The sequence below is a fragment of the Chitinophaga sp. YR627 genome, from assembly GCF_900114995.1.
Classification (GTDB): Bacteria; Bacteroidota; Bacteroidia; order Chitinophagales; family Chitinophagaceae; genus Chitinophaga.
The window spans coordinates 170,655-192,888 of record NZ_FOUX01000004.1 but is presented as its reverse complement, the minus strand read 5'-3'; the positions used below and the strand labels follow the sequence as shown (position 1 = coordinate 192,888).

Here is a 22,234-nt window from a genome sequence, read left to right as displayed (position 1 = left end):
CTTATCAAAAAATACGCACATGTTTATAGTAGATGCGCATCTTGACCTGAGCATGAATGCGATGGAATGGAACCGTAACCTGCGCCTGCCGGTTAACGATATCAGGAAGCGCGAAGAAGGGATGACTGACAAGCCTGACCGTGCGAAAGGAGTGGTATCCTTTCCGCAGTTAAGAGAAGGCAACATCGGTCTGGTCGTAGGTACGCAGATTGCCAGATTTGTAGCACCTGATAATCCCCTGCCAGGATGGTATTCACCTGAACAGGCCTGGGCGCAGACACAGGGGCAACTGGCCTGGTATAAAGCGATGGAAGACGCTGGTGAAATGACACAGATCACCAATCTGGCCGCGCTGGAAAAACACCTGGCCCTCTGGAATGACGGTATGCCAAATACAAATAAACCAATTGGTTATATCCTGAGTCTGGAAGGAGCTGATTCCATCGTAGACCTGAATTATCTGCAACGCGCTTACGATAATGGGTTGCGCGCAGTGGGACCTGCTCACTATGGCCCCGGACGTTATGCACAGGGAACAGATGCGACCGGATTTATGGGTGAGAAAGGCCAGGCATTGCTGAAAGAAATGGAACGTCTGAATATCATCCTGGATGCTACGCATCTTTGTGATGATAGTTTCTGGGAAGCGATGGACCATTTCCATGGACATATATGGGCCAGTCACAATAATGTGCGTGCGCTGGTGAATCATAACAGGCAGTTCTCTGACGAACAACTGCAGGAACTGATTCGTCGCGGAGCTGTTATCGGCGGCGCGATGGATGCCTGGATGATGGTACCCGGATGGGTAAGAGGTGTATCCAATCCGAAGGACATGGGTGCATCGCTGGATGTACTGGTGGACCATATGGACCATATCTGCCAGCTGGCAGGTAATGCCTTACATGTGGGTATCGGATCGGATCTGGACGGTGCTTTTGGTAAAGAGCAGAGTCCTCATGATCTGGAAACAATCGCCGATCTGCAAAAGATCCCGGCTTTGTTTGCCCAAAGAGGATATTCTCAGGAAGATATTGACAATATTATGCACGGAAACTGGTTAAGGTTTCTGCGTAAGGCCTGGAGCTAATGGCTAATAATATAATTGTGACAGGACATTGGTCATGTCATTATTCACTGGTTTCAGCTCCAGGAAGCCAGTGAATTGTTCCGGCGTGAGTGTATTCTTCAGTTTGCGCTGGAAACTTGTCTGAAACCCCTTTAATTTCGTACTGTAGACCTTCGGATTGCTGTTATTCAGCGACAGGATAGTGGAACGCTGCTCCAGAAAGTTCATTACTGCGTCCTGTATCTTTGGTTGCTGCACATCTGTCAGCGACAATGCATTTTTCAGTTTACTGGTGATAGATTTTGCATTTCCTTCTATGTTGGAAAGCGGGCCCTGCTGCATTTGAGCCTGGGAGATTGCTGGCAGAAGGCTCAGACCGGAAAACAGCAACAGGGAAAACAATAGTATATTTTTCATGTGTGTGGATTCTTATCAGGAAGGTAAGATTTTTGCTGCATCCTTCCGGCAACTGATTTACGTATATCTGTCTATAATCCCAAAACGAATATGCCTATTTCATCTGTTACCGTACGCCGTATATACGGCTCTGCTTTGCTTTTATCTGTATTTTCTCTCGCCCTGGTCATTCCTGCCTGTAATAAACCAGCCTTTCTTGCCCGTGAAGTCCACGATTCAATTCCTGTTCCATCAGCGGACACGGTTGAGACTATTCCACAGGATACGGTGAAACCATTAGCTGTGATGGAATTGCTAAATGAGCATTATGGAAAGGATTCACAGCAGGTCATGGATATTTATCTGCCAGCCGGAAGAAGCCCTGATGAGACACGTATCATGGTTTTTATTCATGGCGGGGGATGGATGGGGAGCGATAAGCGGGACTATACCCCGCATATTGACAACATGAAGAACCGGAATGCGCAATATGCTTATGTGAACATTAACTATCGTCTGGTGAAAGATGGCAAAAATGTTTTTCCGGCAGCAGAAGAGGATATCAATGCGGCGCTTGCGTATGTCTGGAAGAGGGTGGACAGCTTTCATATTTCTCCGGCTACCGGACTGATTGGTACCAGTGCAGGCGCTCATCTGGCTGCATTACAGGCTTGTAAACACAATGAGAAGGGGTATATCAGAGCGGCAGTCTGTTTATTGGGCGTATATGACATGCAACGTTTTTACGACGAAGGAAGCGCAGGTGTACCAGCGCTGGCAGCTGCTGTACTGGGCGGTACACCGGAACAGCGAACAGATTTATACCGTACTTCCAGTCCGCTGTTTTATGTCAGTGAAAAGACGCCGCCTACCTTGCTGATACATGGCACAGAAGATACGCTCGCACGTTATTCACAGGCGTTGGCGATGGACAGTGTCCTGGAGAAAGCGGGCGTCGTACATGAATTGTACAGCTTTAAGGGCTGGCATGCCATACCGGCTGACAAGATTGTAGACGCTGCAGAGCGGATGTTTGATTTTATTGCAAAGTATACGAAGTGACCGTGTTTATCTGATCACCAGTTTCACTGGCTTAGGCACTTCATTCATATTATCGTCCAGTACGATATATTCTGCTTCGATGCTCTGATTATCCAGCCATTTCATCTGACCGGGGCCCCATTTGCTGAATTCAACATCCCCTTCATGCGTCAGCGTATTGTTGGCGTATGAGAACAGCTGGAAGCCGTTGCTGTTAAAACCAGCCACGAGGTCAACGGAAGGGCAGATGATGTATTTATGGTCGGGAGAGATGACTGGAATACCCCATACGTGGGTAATGGTTCCATTGTCGGCATTGATCAGCACATAGTCGCTGGATTCATAATAACTGCCAAACACCAGGTGCTGGTGGATAGCGGGGATATAGCCAGCGTAGAAATAATTAGCGAAATTACTGTCATCCGCGCCGTGGATATTATTAGCGAGCAATGTGGTCTGACCATTATTCAGCGTGATATAGAGAGAATCGCCCTGACGTTTGACATGTGCACGGTCTTTTGCGATCTGGGAATCTTCTGTACTGTCGTAGTCAGGTGTATCCAGTTTGTCAAAGGAGGACCTGGCAAGCGGTTGTATACTGAAATGTTTATTACCTACGCTGAAGGTATCTGTGTCGCGCAGGACTCTCCCGGTGACAGGAGGTTCTTCGATATGAGCGGTATCGCGTACAGCGTCGCTTATTTCTGTACTTTCATTGCAGGAGAATAGGATACCTGCAGCCAGGAATAGAGATAAATACGTTTTCATAGACGGTACAAAGATAGGCAACTACATAAAAAAATCCCGCCTCATTTGGAATGAGACGGGACTTTTTGAAGAATATGTTAGTCTTATTCAGCTACCACTTCAAATTCCAGTTCAGCTTCGTTGCCTTTACCGAAATCCAGTTTCGCTTTGTAAGTGCCTAATTCTTTAACGTCATCCAGGATGTGGATGCGGCGACGATCGATTTCGTAACCTTTCTGCTCTTTAATAGCACGTGCGATCTGCACACCAGTTACGCTACCGAAAATCTTACCGGAAGTACCGGTTTTAGCGCCAATTTTAACGGGACCTGCTTTCAGCACTTCCACTACTTTGGCGATTTCAGCTAACATTTTCTCTTCTTTCACTTTCTGCACTTTCAGGCGCTCCTGGAGTTGCTTCAGGTTAGAAGGGCTAGCTTCTACCGCAAATTTCTGCGGGATCAGAAAATTCCTGGCGTAACCGTTTTTAACGGAAGCCAGCTCATTTTTCTGGCCCAGGTTATCTACGTCTTGTATTAAGATTACTTGCATTGTTAATTAGTTTTAAGGACCTTTAATTACCCGGTTTACACCGGAAACCTAGGTGGTTTGTTTATTTTAAAAGGTCAGTAACGTATGGTAACAAAGCCATTTGACGGGCTTTCTTAATAGCCTGCGCTACTTTACGCTGGAATTTCAGAGAGTTACCGGAGATACGACGAGGTAACATTTTACCCTGATCGTTCAGGAATTTCTTCAGGAACTCAGCGTCTTTGTAATCTACATACCGGATGCCTAACTTCTTGAAACGGCAATATTTCTTTGCGCGCTTCTCAGTCTTTACGGCCGTTAAATACTTAATTTCTTGTTTTACTGCCATAATTTTAAGCTTCTGCGGTTTTAGAATCAGCGTTTACGCCATTTCTCTTACGGTTGTTGTACTGAACAGCATATTTATCTAATGCTGTAGTCATGTGACGAAGTACATTCTCATCACGGTTCAGCTGAATTTTCAGCTTCTCATTGAGGTCGGATGGCGCGCTGTACTCCAGTACCAGGTACATGCCCGTGGTTTTCTTCTGGATTGGGTACGCCAGTGATCTTAATCCCCAGGGATTTTCGTGCGTTACTTCTCCGCCGTTCTCTTTAATGAGATCAGCGAATTTTTTCTGAGCAGCTTTGTAGTCTTCCTCAGACAGCACAGGGGTAAAGATCACCATCAATTCGTAGTTCATAATTTCCCTGTTTTTAATTGTTTGAAAAAATTAGGATTGCAAAGATACTGAAATTGCCGACACCAGCAAATAAAAAGGCCGCTCTGTTTAGTACAGAACGGCCTGATTGTTCAAGGTTTCTTCAAAAAAGATCAGTGGCTAACAAGTATTTTGCTTACCTGGGTACCTTCCATGCTTGTGATGCGAAGGATATAGATACCGTTTGATAAATTACTGATATCCAGTGATTTGATATTTCTGCCTTTGTTCAGGGTTGTCTGTCCATGATACCTGATACGGCCTTGCATATCAACAAGTTGTAGCTGTGCAGGACCACCTTTCTGCATATCGATCCATAACTGTAGCTGGTTGCCGAAAATACACCAGAAAAGTTTTTGGATCAGATCTTTCAGCGTCACCACAACTCTCTGATTCTCACTGTAACTAACCTTGCCATCCAGACCTGTGATCTTCAGTCTGTAGTAGGACACGCCTAACCACGGACGGGTATCGTAAGTCGTATAACTAACCGGTTGTGCAGTAGTTCCATGTGCGGCGACTGTATCTACGGATTCAAACTGAGATTGGTTTCTTGATCTCTGAATAATATAATCTCTGATATTCAGTTCGTATGGAGCACTCCAGGTCAGTTTTACATCTCCGGTATCTACTGATGCGGCAAATTCGAGCTCAGCCGGATGTGCCAGTACATGCAGATTGTAACTGGTCTGAACCGGATAGTGGTCCGTAGTAGTGCTGCTATAGCTGTTCACCAGTGTTTCCACTTCTTTACGTACGCGGGCAGATCCCGGCAGGTAGCTCAGCGCCATTTCATCAGAGATCAGCACGTTGTCGATCACTGTATTAAAAGAAGCGGTTGACTGCTGACCCTGCAGACTCAGCGGCAGGGTTACCGGTTTATAATGAATACTGTCATTAATAAAGTCTATATAAGAAGTAGTTGTGTCAGGCGCCAGTTCTGTTGTAATGGTCTTGTCGAATGCATCATTAAAATCGCCCAGGATTACCAGATTGGCTGTCGGATACTGTACATCCAGAGAATCCTTCAGTTCCAGCGCACCGTTCCGGCGTCTGTTCCAGGATTCTATCTTGTCTGAGGCAGTACCGGTATTTGCCTTGGCATGTAATAGTACAAAGCGGATCAGAGCGCTGTCATTGTTCAGCTTCGCCTGTGCTTCCAGCAGGAATGGGAAACGACCGGAAGACCAGTTATAATAGGCATTGCTGCTGCCTCCTGTGCGTAATACACCATAGGAGCGCAGTCCTTTAATAACAGAGGTCTTATAGAGGAAAGCTAATTTCTGTGCTGATACGTAATCCACGTCTTTGATGCTGTCAGCATAAGAACCGAAATCAGATATAATATAACTATATCCAGGCATCTGGTTGGCTACCGCTCTGAAGCGGGCGGTATCCACTACCTCGGCCAGCGCGAAGATGTCCGCATCCATCTTTTTGAGGATGGTGGTCACATTCGCCTGTTGCAGACTGTCATTTGCCGGGTTTTGTACCGGACTACCAAACCATTCGATATTCCAGTTTACCACTTTCAGCGAACGCAGTGAGGTACCCGAGAGTCTGATCGTTGGAAGCGCAACGCTATCCGCAGTAAAACTAACACTGCCGGTATAGTTCTGATTGGCGCTGGTTGGCTGGAATTTCACCCATACAGTCTTCGGACCGGCATTCAGGGCAGCCGGCTGGTAGGTCAGCGTATGACTGAATGCTGCGTTGCTGTCAGGGGCAATGGTAAAGTTGCCGGCAGACATAAGCTTCAGTGTTTTGGTGAAGTCATTGGCCTGGAATGTGAATGGCAGCGGAGCGGATGATTGTCCGGCTGGTACATAATCAAAATCAATGCTGCTGCTGGTCAGATCCAGGGATGGTTTAGGTGCTTCCGGACTATTCGTGATAAATACATCATCCAGCGTCCAGCGGGCAGCGCCGATCGCAGGAGAGGAGGTATATACAAAAGCGATATAAACGCCGGCTTGTTTGAAGGCTGCCAGGTTAACACTGTCAGAGAGTGTCCAGGTATCCGATAATAAGGCCGGGAAGCGACCATTTACGGTCGTCCAGGTGGCAGTATTCGGGTTGCTGACACCATCATAATTAGTAGAAACCTTCAGTTGAAGGGATGGACCGGAGAACGCGGTACGGCTGTAGAAGTTCAACAGGGGATAGTCAAAACCGGAGAAATCGAAAGCCGGAGAAATCAGCCAGTCTTCGTTTTCAATCGGTCCGCCGCTATAGCCGTTGATCTGTATACCATTACTGTTTCGGCCAAAAGTAGTGCAGTCCCAGCGTTGCGCACCAGTTACGCTATATTGTTTGAATCCCTGTGAGATATTGCCGGTAGCACAGCTGTTGAAGTCGAAGGACAGCTGCTGTAAACCGGTGCTGAATGACCAGGCGCTGGTATCTGTCAGTCCGGCGAAGGTATTATCGCTCAGATCCAGTACGGCGCCAGGTTCAATAGTAATATAATAGGTTTGCTGCGGTTGCAGACTGGCGGCGATGGTCACATATTGTGCAGCATAAGACACAATGGAGCTGTCAGCCGGAATGAATTGTGCTGTACCAGCAGTGCTGTTGTGGATAACCAACCGGCCGTTGCCAGCTTTAACAGGTTCAGAGAAGATAATAACCGGCTGAGCGCTGGGCGATACGTCAATGCTGTGGTTTGCCGGCCATAAGCTGTCAGCTACAGGTGGTGTTACATCTGCAGCACCACTGCCAACCTGGATATTATCGATGGCAAAAGACGGACGGGAGCCGGCGCCACTGATCTGTCTGTTTACCCAGCGTAACTGTACCAGTGGCTGATTGTCGCAGCCGGAAGGCAGTACCAGGGTTCTGTGTGCTGAATCAAGCGGTGTTGTTACACCTGACCCGGTTTGCTGAGTGGTGGTATTCTGGTATTCTATACCGGTAATATTGGTGAAGTTGCCAGTGCTGCCAATGCGGTACTGGAGCGTCACCTCGTTAATACGGGTATTAGAGGTCCCATCATACGGATTGCGGAGGGTCATTACGTCGTATTGTACGGCCACGTTGGTCTGCCCACTGGTCGTTACCGCCAGTACCAGACTGTTATCCACACTTCCGCTATTGAGAAAACCCAGTTTCCCGTTGTAATTATACACGCCATTGGCGGTACTGGATGCGCCACCTGTGATCAGCGCTTTGTCTGATGCCGGCGGCAACACATTGAAATTACCGGAAGGTGAACCGGAAAGGGTCCAGCCCTGCCAGCCGTCAGGATAGGTCGTGGATGATGCTGGAAGGCTATTGAATGACTGCTGATAAGGCAGCACCTGTGTTGCAGGCTGTGTCTGTGCATACGCACCGGCAAAGCTGGTAACAGCCAGGAAAAGGAGTAGATGTCTTTTCATGTACAAAGCGATTTAGAAAGAAGGGTGTCGGGTAAAAAACATTAGGTCTCAACACTCACCGGGGTCAGGAAGCTTAAATCTACAACATTTGTGTTAGAGTTCAGGGGCTGTCTGTATGATTTATTTGTTAAGCCAGCAGGGAAACTGCCATTTTGTAAGCCGTTGGATCCCAGACGTTGAATCTACGTCCGGCAACGCAGGTTCAACGTAGAAGAGAAGGCCAGAAAAGCACCTGTCCGGATGCATTAGCCGACACTTTGTCAGCAAAATGTCTGCTGGCATATCCTTTGTCCGGAAATTCAAAAAAATAAGATACCCATGCAGAAAGGAGCAATACGTGTTCAGACAGAGAACATATTCCCCATTATTAAGAAATTCCTCTATTCAGACCATGAGATCTTCATCCGCGAGCTGGTAAGTAACGCAGTGGATGCTACTCAAAAATTAAAGACACTGGCCAGTGTTGGTGAGTTCAAAGGTGAGCTGGGCACCCCTGAAATTACAGTGACATTAGACAAGGAAAAGAAGACATTGACCATATCCGATATGGGTGTGGGTATGACTGCGGAAGAAGTAGATAAATACATTAATCAGGTGGCGTTTTCAGGTGCAGAAGAGTTCCTGAATAAATATAAAGGACAGACAGACGGTGCTAATATCATTGGTCATTTCGGTCTCGGTTTCTACTCCTCATTTATGGTGAGTAACAAGGTAGAGATCTTCACAAAATCTCACAAACCTGATACTGCTGCTGTACGTTGGGAGTGTGATGGCAGTCCGGAGTATGAACTGGAAGAAACCAGCAAGGAAAGCCGTGGTACTGACATTGTGTTGCACATCAATGAAGAGAGTGAAGAGTTCCTGGATGACAGCCGCATTCAGAATATCCTGGAAAAATTCTGTAAGTTCCTGCCTGTGCCTGTAAAGTTTGCAGACAAGCAGCTGAATAATACCAATCCGGCGTGGACAAAGAAGCCTTCAGAACTGACTACTGAAGACTATCAGAATTTCTATAAAGAATTATATCCTTACGCAGAAGCGCCTTTATTCTGGATTCACCTGAATGTTGACTATCCGTTCAACCTGACAGGTATCCTGTACTTCCCTAAGATCGGTAAGAGCTTTGAAGTACAGAAAGACAAGATCAGCCTGTACTCTAATCAGGTATTTGTAACAGATGAAGTGAAGGACATCGTACCGGAATTCCTGATGCTGCTGCACGGTGTGATCGACAGTCCGGATATTCCGCTGAACGTGAGCCGTAGCTATCTGCAGGGTGATCCGAATGTGAAAAAGATCAGCTCTTATATTACGAAGAAAGTAGCTGACAAACTGGATGAGATCTTCCGTAATGATCGTAAGAGTTTTGAAGAGAAATGGGAATCTATCGGCCTGTTTGCCAAGTATGGTATGATGACCGATGATAAATTCTCTGAGAAGGCGAATAAGTTCCTGCTCCTGGAAGAAATCACTGAACCAGGTAAGTTCTATACACTGGAAGAATATAAGACTGAAGCAGCTGCATTACAGACGAATAAGGACAACAAACTGGTAGTGCTGTACGCGACAAATGCAGTACAACAGGATAGTTATATTCAGGCAGCGAAGAACAAGGGTTATAAGATCGTGAAGCTGGATAACATTGTGGATGCTGCGTTCATCAACAATATGGAGCCAAGATGGGACAGCATGATGTTCACCCGTGTGGATGCTGATATCGCTGATAACCTGATCAATGTAGATGAGAAGAATGAAAGCGTATTATCTACCGATCAGGAAACAAAACTGAAAGAGTTGTTTGGTCATATCCCACAGGAACATGTAAAAGTGGAACTGAAAGGTCTGAGCGCTGATGCACAGCCGGTGATCGTGACCCGTCCTGAGTTTATGCGCCGTATGAAAGATATGGCCGCTGTTGGTGGCGCAGGTATGAGCTGGTATGCAAATATGCCTGATGAGATCAACATGACAGTGAATGCGAATCATCCGATCTACTTACAGATCCTGGGAGAAGCAGATAATGACAGACAGCAGAAACAGGTGCGTAATCTGGCTGATCTTGCACTGTTATCACAAAACCTGCTCACCGGTGCTGATCTGACCGCATTCGTGAACAGAAGTGTTGAATTAATGAGTGCAGAGAAGAAAAATTAATCGGCTCAAAGCCGAAACATTATAGTAGGTTTGCAATAACATTGGCAACCGGAATCCCGTCTCATCAAGCATGAGACGGGATTTTTTCATTTTACCTACACATATGAAAAGAAGAGCAATTAATAGATTTATTTATGTACTACTTATTGCAGTATTGGGCAATATAGTAGCCTGTTCCAAGAAGAATGAGTCCGCAGCACCCGGCGGTAATGGAACAGACACCATTCCTGACTCACCCAGGGAAGATGTTTTTACCCCGCAGACCCCAGGTACTACCGTACAGACAGCTGATTACAAGCAGGGCAACATTGATGAATACCTGCTGTATATTCCCGACACCTACAATGAAATGAAAACCTACAAGTGGCCGGTAGTGATCTTTTTGCATGGAGTGGGAGAGATCGGTAATAATATAGATGTGATCAAAAAAGCAGGGCTGCCGAAGGTGGTAAAAGGGAAGCAGTTTGTGATGATTGCTCCGCAATGTACGGCAGTGTGGTGGAATACAGATGTATTGCAGGAGTTGTATAAAGAAGTATTAAAGAAATACCATGTGGATTCTTCCAGGGTCTATTTAACGGGATTGAGTATGGGTGGTTTTGGTACGTGGAACTGGGCACAGGCAAGTCCTGAGAAATTTGCAGCTATTGTGCCGATCTGCGGCATTGGTACGCCATCTCAGGCCTGTGTGCTGAAGCAGATGCCGGTATGGGCTTTCCATAATGCGGATGATCCTACAGTAACGGTAGCAGGATCGAGAGATATGGTGAATGCGCTAAAGGCATGTGGCAGTAATCTGGTGAAATATACGGAGACGCCAACCGGCGGCCATGACGCGTGGACAAAAGCTTATGCAGATACGGCTTTATATAGCTGGATGCTGAAACAACATAAATAACTGTTGCAGTAGCAACAGTCACATTTGCGATATGAAATAGGTAGTATTACTTAGTGATGTGCTCTGATATCGATGACCTTCAATTGCAGGTTCATCTTGCCATTCCACTCATTTTCATCAATTGTAAAGGCCATATCAAAAGGCTGTTTACTGCTCACGATGTGGAATTTTTCAGACATGTAGAATCCTATGCCCGTTAATGCGTTAGGAGATTTTCCCTGTTTAACGGAGAACTTAATATGTTCATCTTTGACAAGACGTGAATATCCGCTGTCTACCACGTTTCTTACAAGGAAAACGGGGCGTAGGTTTTCCGGTCCTAATGGTTCGAATTGACGAAGTATATTAAAGAAAGCGGGTGTAATGTCTTTCAGTTGAATTTCGGTATCGATTACAATCTCAGGTACGAGGAGATCAGGATTGATGGTCGTCGCCACTACTTCCTCAAACTTTTGCTGAAAAGCTTCTACATTCTCTGGTTTCAGTGTCATACCGGCTGCGTAGAAATGGCCACCGTAATTTTCCAGCAGATCTTTACACTGGTGTATGGCTTCGTATACATTGAAGCCGGTCACTGAACGTGCGGAGCCGGCCACTTTATCATTGCTGAGTGTAAGAATGATCGTGGGACGGTAATAATATTTATCAATCAGCCTTGACGCAACGATGCCTACAACGCCTTTGTGCCAGTCAGGTTTATAGAGTACGGTAGACTTTTTATCTTTTAATGTCAGATCGTTCTGCAACAGTTCAACTGCTTCTTTGGTGATGTTGCCATCAATTTCTTTTCTGTCGAAGTTATCTGCATGTAATATTTTGGCGATCTCCATCGCTTTGTCCTTGTCTGTTTCGACGAAGAGGTTCACCGCTTTTCTGGCGTCGTCCATACGGCCGGCGGCGTTAACCCGGGGCGCGATAACGAATACGAGATTAGAGATGGTCAGTTGTTCTTTTAATCCGCTGAGTTCTATCAGTGCCTGTATACCAGGGAGGGGAGCGGAGTTCACCTTTTTTAATCCGTGAAATGCCAGTACCCTGTTTTCGCCTGTCATGGGGACAATATCAGCAGCGATACTGGTTGCCACAAGATCAAGATAGCGATGTACCTGTTCATCCGGGATACCTTTTTTCTGCGCGAAGGCGGAAATCAGTTTATATCCGATACCACAGCCGCTTAGTTCTTTATAAGGATAAGGGCAGTCGTATTGTTTTGGATTCAGGATAGCTACGGCCGGGGGCAGGATCGCATCCGGCAGGTGATGGTCACATATAATGAAGTCTATTCCGTTGTCGGCGGCCCATTTTATCTGGTCGATGGCTTTGATCCCGCAATCCAGTGCGATGATGAGCGTGAATTCGTTATCTCTGGCGTATTCTATGCCTTGTGTGGAGATACCGTAACCTTCTTTATACCGGTGAGGAATGTAAAACTCTATATTATTATATAAGGAGTGCAGAAAATCATATACGGTAGCTACTGCGGTTGTCCCATCCACATCATAATCTCCGAACACGAGTATTTTCTCCCTGTGGAAGAAAGCCTGTTCTATACGGGATACTGCTTTATCCATGTCTTTCATGAGCCATGGATCGTGGAGGTCTGCGACTGTAGGTCTGAAAAAGAGCCTGGATTCGTCGTAGGTGTGCATGCCTCTTTGTACGAGGAGTCGGCACAGTAGTGGATGTATACGTAAAGACGACTGGAGCAATGCTTCCTGTTTAGGTTGATAAGATCGGACTGTCCAGCGTTTCTGCATTAATGAGTTAGTATCTAAAGTGGTTGAATGAGTTCAGTTTCGGAAGATAGGTTTTTATTGGTTAAAAAGTACGATCTGTTGTATATCTAACCAATGTTTCCAGTCCGGCGCGGATATCATTGGCCGGGAAGCTGTGCAGGATGGCGAGTGCTTCATCGCGGTACTGGAACATTTTCTCCTGTGTATATTCAATACCACCTGATTTTTTTACCAGATCGATCACTTCTGCGACGCGGTCTTTATCGGTGTTATGATTTTTGACAATATTAATAATACGTCTGCGGGTATCAGGTGTAGCATGTTCGAGGGTATAGATAAGCGGGAGGGTCATCTTTTTCTCGCGGATATCGATACCGGTGGGTTTACCGATCTTATCGGAGCCATAATCGAAGAGGTCATCTTTGATCTGGAAGGCGACACCTACTTTTTCACCGAACAGGCGCATCTTTTCGGTTGTTTCATCGTCATTGGTGGCGCTCCAGGCGCCGGCTGCGCAGGCAGAGGCGAGGAGGGAGGCTGTTTTACGACGGATGATCTCGAAATAGATATCTTCTTTAATATTGAGTTTACGGGTCTTTTCGATCTGGAGCAGTTCACCTTCACTCATTTCCTTTACGGCTTCTGAGAGGATCTTAAGAGATCTGAACTCATTATTATCTACTGAAAGCAGTAATCCTTTGGAAAGGAGGTAGTCACCTACCAGCACGGCTATTTTGTTTTTCCACAGTGCATTGATGGAAAAGAAGCCACGTCTTTCGTTGGCGTCGTCCACTACATCGTCATGAACGAGGGTGGCGGTGTGTAGCAGTTCGACCAGGGCGGCAGCTCTGTATGTGCTTTCCTGTATATTATTATTAAAGAGTTTTGCTGATAGGAGCACAAACATGGGTCTGATCTGCTTGCCTTTACGTTTAACGATGTAATGCATGATCCTGTCCAGCAATGGGACATGACTTTTTACAGCGTCAGAGAATTTGCCTTCAAAATCCTGTAATTCCTTACTGATCAGGTGTTTAATTTCGTCCATAGGTGCTTTAAAAAGATTGCTAAGCTATGCTTTAAAAGTCAAATTTTAACAAATTGGCCCTTAATTTGTATATATCGGTGTAACATAACTTTAACATTACATTGTTTTAGTTATAACAAATATGCTTATTCGTTATGTGCCGGGCCAAGATAAGGTATAACATTTGTTTTGCCTACGCACTAATAGTTAAGTAGTTATCAATGAAAATAATATTGTAACAAAAATTTGAATATTCATCTGAGAATTTTACCTTTGCTGGGTAAAAAACGGGTTATTAGTAAATTTTTAACAGTTTTTAAATAGAAAACAATTATGGCAAGCAAAAAGTACTTATTACTGGCTGGCGCTATGAGTCTCCTAGCGGCGTCCTCCAGTTTTGCACAAGTTACCCCTGTTTATGATGCCCTGGATTCAACCAAAGTTCCAGCATCCAGACAGGCGCAACAGAACAATTTCTCCAACCACCAGTATGATTTCCCTGCTAAACCACGCGATATGTGGGAATTAGGTTTCCACGGTGGTCTGCACCTGATCAACGGTACCATTCCTGCAAGACCAGGTTTCGGTGGTGGTGTTTCCCTGAGAAAATCACTGGGTCATACTTTCTCCATCAGAGGTGAGTACACTGGTGCTTTCGATAAAGGCATGGATTACAGATTAAGACCTGCAATCAGCAACAACAGCACTGCATGGGGTCCAACCGCAGCTCGTAACGGTGGCAACATTGTAGCCAACTACAAAACTGCATCTCACCAGCTGTCTTTTGATATGATCGCTTCCCTGAGCAATATCCTGTTCTACAAAGCTCAGCCAAAACTTAACTGGTATGTATTTGCTGGTTATAGCCTGGGTCTGATCGATGTTGACGTTGATGCATTGGATGCAAACGGTGCTGCATACGATTTCTCTCGTATCAACTTCGGTGCTCCTCGTAAAGACATCAAAGATCAGCTGAAAAACCTGTTCGACGGAGATTATGAGCAGAACGCTCCATCTCAGGGTAACAGAGGTAACATCGGTCGTAAAGATAACAACCAACTGTGGCGTCATGGTGCTGATTTCGGTACTGGTGTAGCTTTCAGAGTTTCTAAACGTTTCAACATCGGTATTGAAGAGAAATATACTTTATACTTTGATGACTATCTGGACGGTTATTCCGCACCATATAGCAATGCTAAAGATGCATTCAGCTATACAAGCGTTCGTCTGAACTTCAACCTGGGTAACTCTTCTAAACGCGTTGAGCCATTATGGTGGGTAAATCCGCTGAATTACGCTTACAACGAACTGAGCGCTCCTCGTCACATGAAGCTGCCTACTCCGGTACTGCCTGATGCTGATGGTGATGGTGTTACTGATCAGTTCGATCGTGAACCAAACACTCCAGCTGGTGCTCCAGTTGATGTTCACGGTGTAGCTAAAGATACAGATGGTGACGGTGTTCCTGACTACAAAGACAAACAGCTGGTAACTCCAACTTATTGCCAGCCAGTTGATGCTGATGGTGTTGGTAAATGCCCAGATCCTGAGTGCTGCAAGAACATTGTAGCTACTCAGCCATGTGCTACTCTGGTTCTGCCTAGCGTAAGCTTCAAAGGTAGCTCTACCAAAGTTGCATCTGACAACGAAGCTATCCTGGCTAGCGTTGCATCTTCTCTGAAAGCAGCTCCATCCTGCAACATCCTGGTTACCGGTCACGCAGGTGCTAAAGGTAAAAAAGGTGGTGTTGACCTGAGCAGCAGAAGAGTTGACGCAGTTATCGACTACCTGGCTGATAAACAAGGTATCGATCGCGGTCGCTTCATCAAACAAAACACTCCTGGTGAGTCTTCTACTGTTGATTTAGCTCCAGCTAACTAATAGTGTCTCACTAAGAAGATATAAGGCCCCGTCTCGTATAAACCGAGACGGGGTTTTTTAATGCCCCGATATTTTTGATAATTTTGTAGTTCTTCTCAAATCCACCTACCTTTGGTGGCTTTTTTATTAAATACATATTTCGTGAGAAAAGACATTAACAGGATTAGCCTGGCCGGTTTAGTAGTAGCTTTAGGTATTATTTACGGTGACATTGGAACCTCTCCGTTATACGTTTTCAAGGCCATTGTAGGTAATAATCCCGTAAGCGATCTCCTGGTTATCGGTGGTATATCCTGTATCATCTGGACCCTGACATTACAGACGACCATCAAATACGTAATCCTGACCCTCAGGGCCGATAACAAAGGCGAAGGCGGGATTTTCTCCTTGTATGCGCTGGTCAGAAGGCATGCCAAATGGGCGGTCATATTCGGGATGATCGGAGGGGCTGCATTGCTGGCAGACGGTATCATTACCCCACCTATTACTGTTACATCTGCTATTGAAGGGTTACGTACCCTGGAGGTATTTAAAGACCTTAGCCAGTGGGCTATCGTCAAGATCGTGCTTTCTATTATCACTTTATTGTTCGTAGTACAACAGTTTGGTACGGTCTCCATCGGTAAATTATTCGGCCCGATCATGGTGATCTGGTTCTCCATGCTGGGTGTACTCGGTCTGTCACACATCGTGGATGATGTATCCGTATTCAAGGCTTTCAGCCCGCATTACGCTATTAAACTGCTGACCACCTATCCCCGTGGCTTTATGATATTGGGCGCCGTATTCCTCTGTACCACAGGGGCAGAAGCACTCTATTCCGACCTCGGCCACTGTGGAAAAGGCAATATACGCGTCTCCTGGACCTTCGTTAAAGCCTGCCTGATCCTGAACTATCTGGGACAGGGTGCATGGCTCCTGACGCAGAAAGGTCAGATCATTCCAAAAGATACCAACCCCTTCTTCGCCATCATGCCGGAATGGTTTGTCATCTTTGGGGTATTGATCGCCACCCTGGCCTCTATTATTGCCAGTCAGGCCCTGATATCCGGGTCGTTCACCCTCATCTCTGAGGCCATGCGACTCAATCTCTGGCCCAAACTAAAGATCAACTATCCGACGGAAATGCGCGGACAGCTCTACATCCCCGGTATCAATACCATGCTGTTTGTAGGTTGTGTGGCTATCGTACTGATCTTTAAAGAATCCAGCGCTATGGAAGCGGCCTACGGTCTCTCCATCACCATCTGTATGCTGATGACCTCCTGTCTCTTCGCCTTCTATCTTTATACGCGGAGGGTCAGACTAAGCCTCATCCTGATCTATCTGGTGATCTATTTTACGCTCGAATTCTCCTTCCTTTTCGCTAACCTGGTGAAGTTCATGCACGGTGGTTATGTGACCGTTATCGTGGCCGGAGTACTGTTCCTGATCATGATGGTATGGTACAAGTCCCGTAAGATCAAAAACCGTTACGTAGAGTTTGTCAGACTGGAAGATCACCTGCCGGTGATCCAGGAGCTGAGCAATGACAGCACCATCCCTAAATATGCCACTCACCTGGTATATATGAGTAGTGCCGACAATCCGAAGGAAATTGAACATAAGATCATCTACTCTATTCTGAACAAAAAACCGAAGAGAGCGGATATCTACTGGTTTGTACACGTTGACGTGGTAGATGAACCTTATCTGAGTGAATACTCTGTACAGACCATCATTCCAAATGAGGTGATCAGGGTGGAATTCAGACTTGGTTTCAAAGTGGAGCAGCGTATTAACCTCATGTTCCGCATGGTGGTGGAAGATATGGTGCGTAACAAGGAGGTGAATATCACCAGCCGGTACGAATCGCTGAGTAAAAACAATGTAGTGGGCGACTTCCAGTTTATTGTGATGGAGAAATTCCTGTCGCATGACAACGACCTGCCATTGTATGAGCGAATGGTTATGCGTATGTATTTCTTCCTGAAGAAGATCAGTTTATCAGAAGAGCGTGGTTTCGGACTGGACTCCAGTTATGTGACCATTGAGAAATATCCGCTGGTAGTGGCGCCTGTCACGAACCTGCAATTGCGACGAATCATACATTCTTAATAAAAGAAAGGCCGGCATCAAGTGATACCGGCCTTCTTATTTTTTAGTCAATATAGAACCCAAATTTTCCCATTCTTTCATCGCGCATCGCTTCCATAATTTCTGTCTGCGTGTTCATCACATACGGTCCGTGCCATGCTACCGGCTCATTCAGCGGCTCACCATCACAGTATAATATGATCGCATCAGTACCTGCTGCAACACTGATCTCGTCGCCATCATTATCAAACAGCACCAGTGCTCTGTCGCCTGCAGCTTTACCATTCACCGTCACATCTCCTTTCAGTACATAGAACAATACATTTCTGCCAGCTGCTACCTGGATATCAGTCTTACTGCCAGCCTGCATTTTTATCAGCGATGCATTGATATCTGTCAGTGAACTGATAGCGCCTTTATGGCCGTTAAAACTACCACCGGCAACAGCTACCTGCACCTTATCATCATCTGTCCTGACAACAGGAATATCCTGTTGCTGTAAACCTGTATATTTTGCCGGTGTCATTTTCAGCTTTGCCGGGAGATTGATCCACAGCTGTAAGAGTTCGAGATCACCGCCTTCTTCTTTGAAAGAATTCTCAACATATTCATTGTGGATAAGTCCTCTGGCAGCGGACATCCATTGTATACCGCCTTCATCGATCTTACTATGATAACCATGAGAATCTTTATGTACCACGTGTCCGCTGATGATCCAGGTAACTGTTTCAAATCCTCTGTGAGGATGCGGTCCGAATGGCATACCACTGTTGTTGGGAGGTAGTGTCATTGGGCCGTGGTGGTGTAATAACAGGAATGGGTCCGTTGCCTTACCGTCCTGATAGGGCAAAGGACTGTAAAAGTAATAATCGCTCACAGAGCCGTTTATCGGGTGGTTGCTTACAACCTTGTTTACTGTCTTTTGCATGTAGCAAATTTACGACAGCAAAACAGCGTAAGGAATGGATAGAAGTCTGCAAAGGGTGGATGATTTTTAGTCAGTTATCACTTCTTTTCCTCGGCAATCACCGGATCATACTTCACCGCTGCTTTCATCAACTGCTCTGCATAGTCATAAATATCATCCACACTACCAATTTCAATCCGTTCTTCATTGTCTTTATCAAACAGGGAAAGGTATTTCCGCTTGCCATTCAGGTGTACCCTGCATAAAGGTCTTCTGTTATTATCATCCAGTAAAATGCCGAAATAAGACTGTGTATCTCTGAATACAATACGACCTGCGTTTATCTTCTGTCTCAGCATGGAACGAACGATGTGGAATGCTTCCAGTTCTTCTTCTGTTGTGACGATTTTCGCATCCTCACCGGTGAGTATTTCTGTTTCTGCGGGTTCTTCTTTTACTTCCTGTTGTTGTTGTGTATTGAGTGCGGATTTCAGTCTTTCATTGATGGTATCATTGATAAACTGATGATAGGATTTTTTAAGTAATCCTTTGAACTGCTCCAATACTCTGGCTGTAACAGAGGAGGGATAAACAAGTTTTGCGAAATAGCGTGTGAACTCATCAGAAGGTTCATTGAGATCACCGGCAATGATGTTTTTTATCTCATTGGTGTATTTCAGTTCGCTGGCAGTTGTTAGTATTTTATCCAGGTCAAAATAGCTCTTATGAAACTCCTTCAGCTTTTCTGTCTGATTTTCTTTCAGGTCATCGATGTAGAATTCGAAGAAGGGTTTTTCATCCATCTTGTTAGGCTCTACGAGGTCTGTGTAGAACTTGTAATGAATACCATTTGTCAGGATGCTGAATCTTGCGCTGGTGCAATGAAAGTAGCGGAACAGCTGACTATTGTGCGGATTGAGATCAGTTGACCAGTGTTTACATTCCACGAGGATGGTGGGTTTACCATCCTGTATGATAGCATAGTCTACTTTTTCACCTTTTTTGATACCAATGTCAGCGATGAATTCAGGCGTTACTTCCATGGGATTGAACACATCATATCCAAGGCATTGGATGAAGGGCATAATGAAAGCATTTTTAGTTGCTTCTTCTGTTTGTATCTGATCTTTTAGTCTGGCAACTCTGTCGCCCAGTTGTTTGAGCTGATCTTTAAAATCCATAGGAGGCATTTTTAAATAGTGAGGTCATATGTTTTAAACCGTTATGGGGATAAAGTATTACAGATCAAAAGTGAGGATATCTGCAGGGGAGAATTGTTAAACAGCTGTTAACAAGGAAAAATCCTCTCCTTCGGCAGGGGATTTTTCCCCTTTTGTGTGGGATCAGGAACGGCCTTTGCTGCTTTCTTCAAAATTCCTGTATATGGCTGAAAGCAAACAAAAGGGAAGCGCAAGCGATCATCTTGCGAATGAGCGTACACTCCTTGCATGGACAAGGACGAGTATCGGCATCATGGCATTTGGCTTTGTAGTGGTCAAATTTTCGCTTTTCGTGAAGCAGCTGTCTCTTGCATTGGGGAGGGAATATATCATCCCTTCCAGGGGTTATTCTGCGATTGCAGGCATATTGCTGGTTGCTGTCGGAGCCAGTACGACGGTATTTTCCTATATCAGGTACAAGCGTACGGAGAAACAGCTGACAGAAGGTGTGTATAACCATTCGTCATTGTTGATCACTTTACTGACGGCCTTTATTTTCCTGGTGAGTATGTTACTGATAGTATATCTCGTGGAAAGCGCATAAAAAAAGTCCTCCGGGGAACCGGAGGACTTTCTTTAACACAACTAAAAAACAATCAAACGTCCGAATAGATCAATCGGGTTTTTTCCCATCTAAAAAGGTATTAATCGTATTGATTTCTGCCTGGTTATTCTGACCATCGGAAACAGTATAGTTAGAGTAAAAATTCTCTGCGGAACCTGCGCCGTTATCGAGGTTGATATTGCGGCGGATGTAAGCAGGGATATTTTCCATCTCAGCATTATTCTCTATGCCTTTCACGTTGAAGCTGATGCTGCGTAGTTTTGCCACGCGTTCAGCCTGTTTACGTTTCTGCTCTTCCAGTTGTTCTTCAAATGCATGCAGATGAATTTCTGAAGGAGCGCCTGGCGCCTGGTCTTCTTCTCTGAAAACGATTTTCATTTCAGCATCGGAAGCAGGAGTGTTGTTACCTGGTTCAATGTAGATGTAAGCGGGACCGGAAGGGTATCCGCCGGCAGCCGGATTAGGCTGTATTACATTTACGTTGCCGCTGTTGTAACCTGCTACTGGTTGCTGGTGAGTATTAACCGGCTCAACGTTGAGCGTATAGTTCTGTCTCTCCGGCTGTGCAGGTTGCACTGGCGGGTAAGTCGTTACTGGCTGGGTCACCACAGGTTCTACCAGGCGGGGAGCCATATGGTCCGCTGGTTCGACGAACAACGGCGTACTTTGACGTGCGGTATTGTTCATCTTGTTTTCATCACCGTTCTGGCCCAGTTGCATTACGATTTTGGGCTGATTGAGGGAAGGATCCTGTGGCGTCATTTTTACCTGCTGGATCGGTTTCTGTTCAAAACCGGTAGCGATAATGGTAACGCCCAGTCTGCGGTCAAGCGTATCATCATAGCCAACACCAAGGATCACATCGCAATCCTCACCTGCCTGGCTCTGAACGTATGCCTGGATCGTATCCATTTCATCCAGGGTGTGTTCGAACTCACCTTCCTGGGATGCAATGTTGATAAGGATCCATTTTGCACCGCGAATATCGTTGTCGTTCAGCAGCGGAGATGTCAGTGCATCTTCGATCGCTTTCTGTGCACGGTTTTCACCTTCTGCAACAGCGGCGCCGAGGATGGCCACACCACCATTACGCATTACTGTACATACATCGGCAAAGTCCACGTTGATCTGACCGGTGGAGTTGATCACATCGGTGATACATTTGGCCGCTGTAGCTAATACGTTATCTGCTTTTTCGAAAGCTGCCTTGAATTTCAGATCGCCGTATTTCTGGCGCAGTTTGTCATTAGAGATGATCAGGAGTGTATCAACAGACTCTTTCAGTCTGGAGATGCCTTCATCTGCCTGTGCCATCCTTTTCTTCCCTTCATAGGAGAAGGGCGTAGTAACAATACCCACCGTAAGAATACCCAGTTCCTTACATATACGTGCGATGATAGGTGCGCCACCGGTACCGGTACCACCACCCATGCCCGCAGTAATGAAGGCCATTTTGGTATTCACTTCTAAGATCTTTTTGATTTCTTCAAAGGATTCTTCCGTCGCCTGTTCACCGATGCGCGGATTCGCTCCGGCACCCAGACCCTGCGTCAGATGCGGTCCTAACTGTATCTTGTTAGGCACCGGGCTGTTCGAAATAGCCTGTGCATCGGTATTGCAGATGATAAAATTCACACCCTCGATGTGCTGGTTGAACATGTGGTTCACCGCATTACTACCGCCACCACCAATGCCTATCACCTTGATGATGGAAGATTTTTCTTTGGGAAGATCAAAATGTATCATGACTCTATCTCTTTTATGGGTTAGTTTGTATAATTAATAATGCGCCCCACAGTTCATCTTACGTTATTAATTATCCGCTATTAATTATTTGATTTTTAAATCGTTTGTGGCTGCAACAATTGCGCCATATCCGATAATACCC

18 protein-coding genes are annotated in these 22,234 nt (G+C 45.6%); 7 read left to right on the top strand and 11 right to left on the bottom strand.

Annotation, left to right across the window (positions count from 1 at the left end):
* Window positions 1-19: 19 nt before the first annotated feature.
* Window positions 20-1,090: a dipeptidase gene (locus tag BMZ72_RS21350; protein ID WP_089811747.1), complete on the top strand. Its 1,071-nt coding sequence runs from the start codon at window positions 20-22 to the stop codon at window positions 1,088-1,090.
* A 3-nt stretch (window positions 1,091-1,093) separates the two neighbouring features.
* On the opposite strand, the gene BMZ72_RS21345 is transcribed toward BMZ72_RS21350, so the two are convergent.
* Complete coding sequence (locus BMZ72_RS21345; protein WP_089811746.1) at window positions 1,094-1,486, bottom strand: hypothetical protein; 393 nt, start codon at window positions 1,484-1,486, stop codon at window positions 1,094-1,096.
* 90 nt (window positions 1,487-1,576) lie between these two features.
* Here BMZ72_RS21345 and BMZ72_RS21340 point away from each other — a divergent pair, with 90 nt between their 5' ends.
* Window positions 1,577-2,527, top strand: a complete 951-nt coding sequence (locus tag BMZ72_RS21340) for an alpha/beta hydrolase (RefSeq protein ID WP_089811745.1) — start codon at window positions 1,577-1,579, stop codon at window positions 2,525-2,527.
* 6 nt (window positions 2,528-2,533) lie between these two features.
* Here BMZ72_RS21340 and BMZ72_RS21335 read toward each other — a convergent pair whose 3' ends face one another.
* From BMZ72_RS21335 to BMZ72_RS21315, 5 genes are all read right to left on the bottom strand, one after another.
* A complete protein-coding gene (locus tag BMZ72_RS21335; protein WP_089811744.1) occupies window positions 2,534-3,274 on the bottom strand; it encodes a hypothetical protein in 741 nt (246 codons plus the stop codon).
* Window positions 3,275-3,357: 83 nt separating this feature from the next.
* Window positions 3,358-3,804 carry a 50S ribosomal protein L9 gene (rplI, locus tag BMZ72_RS21330; protein WP_089811743.1) on the bottom strand — a complete coding sequence of 149 codons (447 nt, stop codon included), beginning with the start codon at window positions 3,802-3,804 and terminating at the stop codon, window positions 3,358-3,360.
* 61 nt (window positions 3,805-3,865) lie between these two features.
* Window positions 3,866-4,132, bottom strand: a complete 267-nt coding sequence (rpsR, locus tag BMZ72_RS21325) for a 30S ribosomal protein S18 (RefSeq protein WP_012794558.1) — start codon at window positions 4,130-4,132, stop codon at window positions 3,866-3,868.
* Window positions 4,133-4,136: 4 nt separating this feature from the next.
* Window positions 4,137-4,487 carry a 30S ribosomal protein S6 gene (gene rpsF, locus BMZ72_RS21320; protein WP_012794557.1) on the bottom strand — a complete coding sequence of 117 codons (351 nt, stop codon included), beginning with the start codon at window positions 4,485-4,487 and terminating at the stop codon, window positions 4,137-4,139.
* A gap of 131 nt (window positions 4,488-4,618) precedes the next feature.
* Complete coding sequence (locus tag BMZ72_RS21315) at window positions 4,619-7,882, bottom strand: Ig-like domain-containing protein (RefSeq protein ID WP_089811742.1); 3,264 nt, start codon at window positions 7,880-7,882, stop codon at window positions 4,619-4,621.
* A gap of 318 nt (window positions 7,883-8,200) precedes the next feature.
* Between BMZ72_RS21315 and htpG the strand changes: the two genes are divergently transcribed.
* Entirely contained in the window at window positions 8,201-10,036 is a 1,836-nt protein-coding gene (gene htpG / locus BMZ72_RS21310) for a molecular chaperone HtpG (protein ID WP_089811741.1), read from the top strand.
* 103 nt (window positions 10,037-10,139) lie between these two features.
* Window positions 10,140-10,934: a carboxylesterase family protein gene (locus BMZ72_RS21305; protein ID WP_177222881.1), complete on the top strand. Its 795-nt coding sequence runs from the start codon at window positions 10,140-10,142 to the stop codon at window positions 10,932-10,934.
* Window positions 10,935-10,984: 50 nt separating this feature from the next.
* Here the strand turns inward: BMZ72_RS21305 and recJ are convergent, their stop codons facing one another.
* Window positions 10,985-12,691 carry a single-stranded-DNA-specific exonuclease RecJ gene (recJ, locus tag BMZ72_RS21300; RefSeq protein WP_089811739.1) on the bottom strand — a complete coding sequence of 569 codons (1,707 nt, stop codon included), beginning with the start codon at window positions 12,689-12,691 and terminating at the stop codon, window positions 10,985-10,987.
* A 61-nt stretch (window positions 12,692-12,752) separates the two neighbouring features.
* Window positions 12,753-13,718, bottom strand: coding sequence for a polyprenyl synthetase family protein (locus tag BMZ72_RS21295; protein WP_089811738.1), 966 nt, complete (start codon window positions 13,716-13,718; stop codon window positions 12,753-12,755).
* Window positions 13,719-14,030: 312 nt separating this feature from the next.
* Between BMZ72_RS21295 and BMZ72_RS21290 the strand changes: the two genes are divergently transcribed.
* Window positions 14,031-15,578: an OmpA family protein gene (locus BMZ72_RS21290; protein ID WP_089811737.1), complete on the top strand. Its 1,548-nt coding sequence runs from the start codon at window positions 14,031-14,033 to the stop codon at window positions 15,576-15,578.
* A gap of 141 nt (window positions 15,579-15,719) precedes the next feature.
* Complete coding sequence (locus BMZ72_RS21285) at window positions 15,720-17,675, top strand: KUP/HAK/KT family potassium transporter (RefSeq protein WP_177222880.1); 1,956 nt, start codon at window positions 15,720-15,722, stop codon at window positions 17,673-17,675.
* 43 nt (window positions 17,676-17,718) lie between these two features.
* Here the strand turns inward: BMZ72_RS21285 and BMZ72_RS21280 are convergent, their stop codons facing one another.
* Window positions 17,719-18,582: a pirin family protein gene (locus BMZ72_RS21280; protein ID WP_089811735.1), complete on the bottom strand. Its 864-nt coding sequence runs from the start codon at window positions 18,580-18,582 to the stop codon at window positions 17,719-17,721.
* Window positions 18,583-18,659: 77 nt separating this feature from the next.
* Window positions 18,660-19,742 (bottom strand): type I restriction endonuclease, encoded by a 1,083-nt coding sequence (locus tag BMZ72_RS21275; RefSeq protein WP_089811734.1) that lies wholly within the window; start codon window positions 19,740-19,742, stop codon window positions 18,660-18,662.
* A gap of 202 nt (window positions 19,743-19,944) precedes the next feature.
* On the opposite strand from BMZ72_RS21275, the gene BMZ72_RS21270 reads away from it, so the two are divergent.
* Window positions 19,945-20,325: a YidH family protein gene (locus BMZ72_RS21270; protein WP_089812387.1), complete on the top strand. Its 381-nt coding sequence runs from the start codon at window positions 19,945-19,947 to the stop codon at window positions 20,323-20,325.
* Between the two features lie 69 nt (window positions 20,326-20,394).
* Here BMZ72_RS21270 and ftsZ read toward each other — a convergent pair whose 3' ends face one another.
* A complete protein-coding gene (gene ftsZ / locus BMZ72_RS21265; RefSeq protein ID WP_089811733.1) occupies window positions 20,395-22,092 on the bottom strand; it encodes a cell division protein FtsZ in 1,698 nt (565 codons plus the stop codon).
* Window positions 22,093-22,234 lie beyond the last annotated feature (142 nt).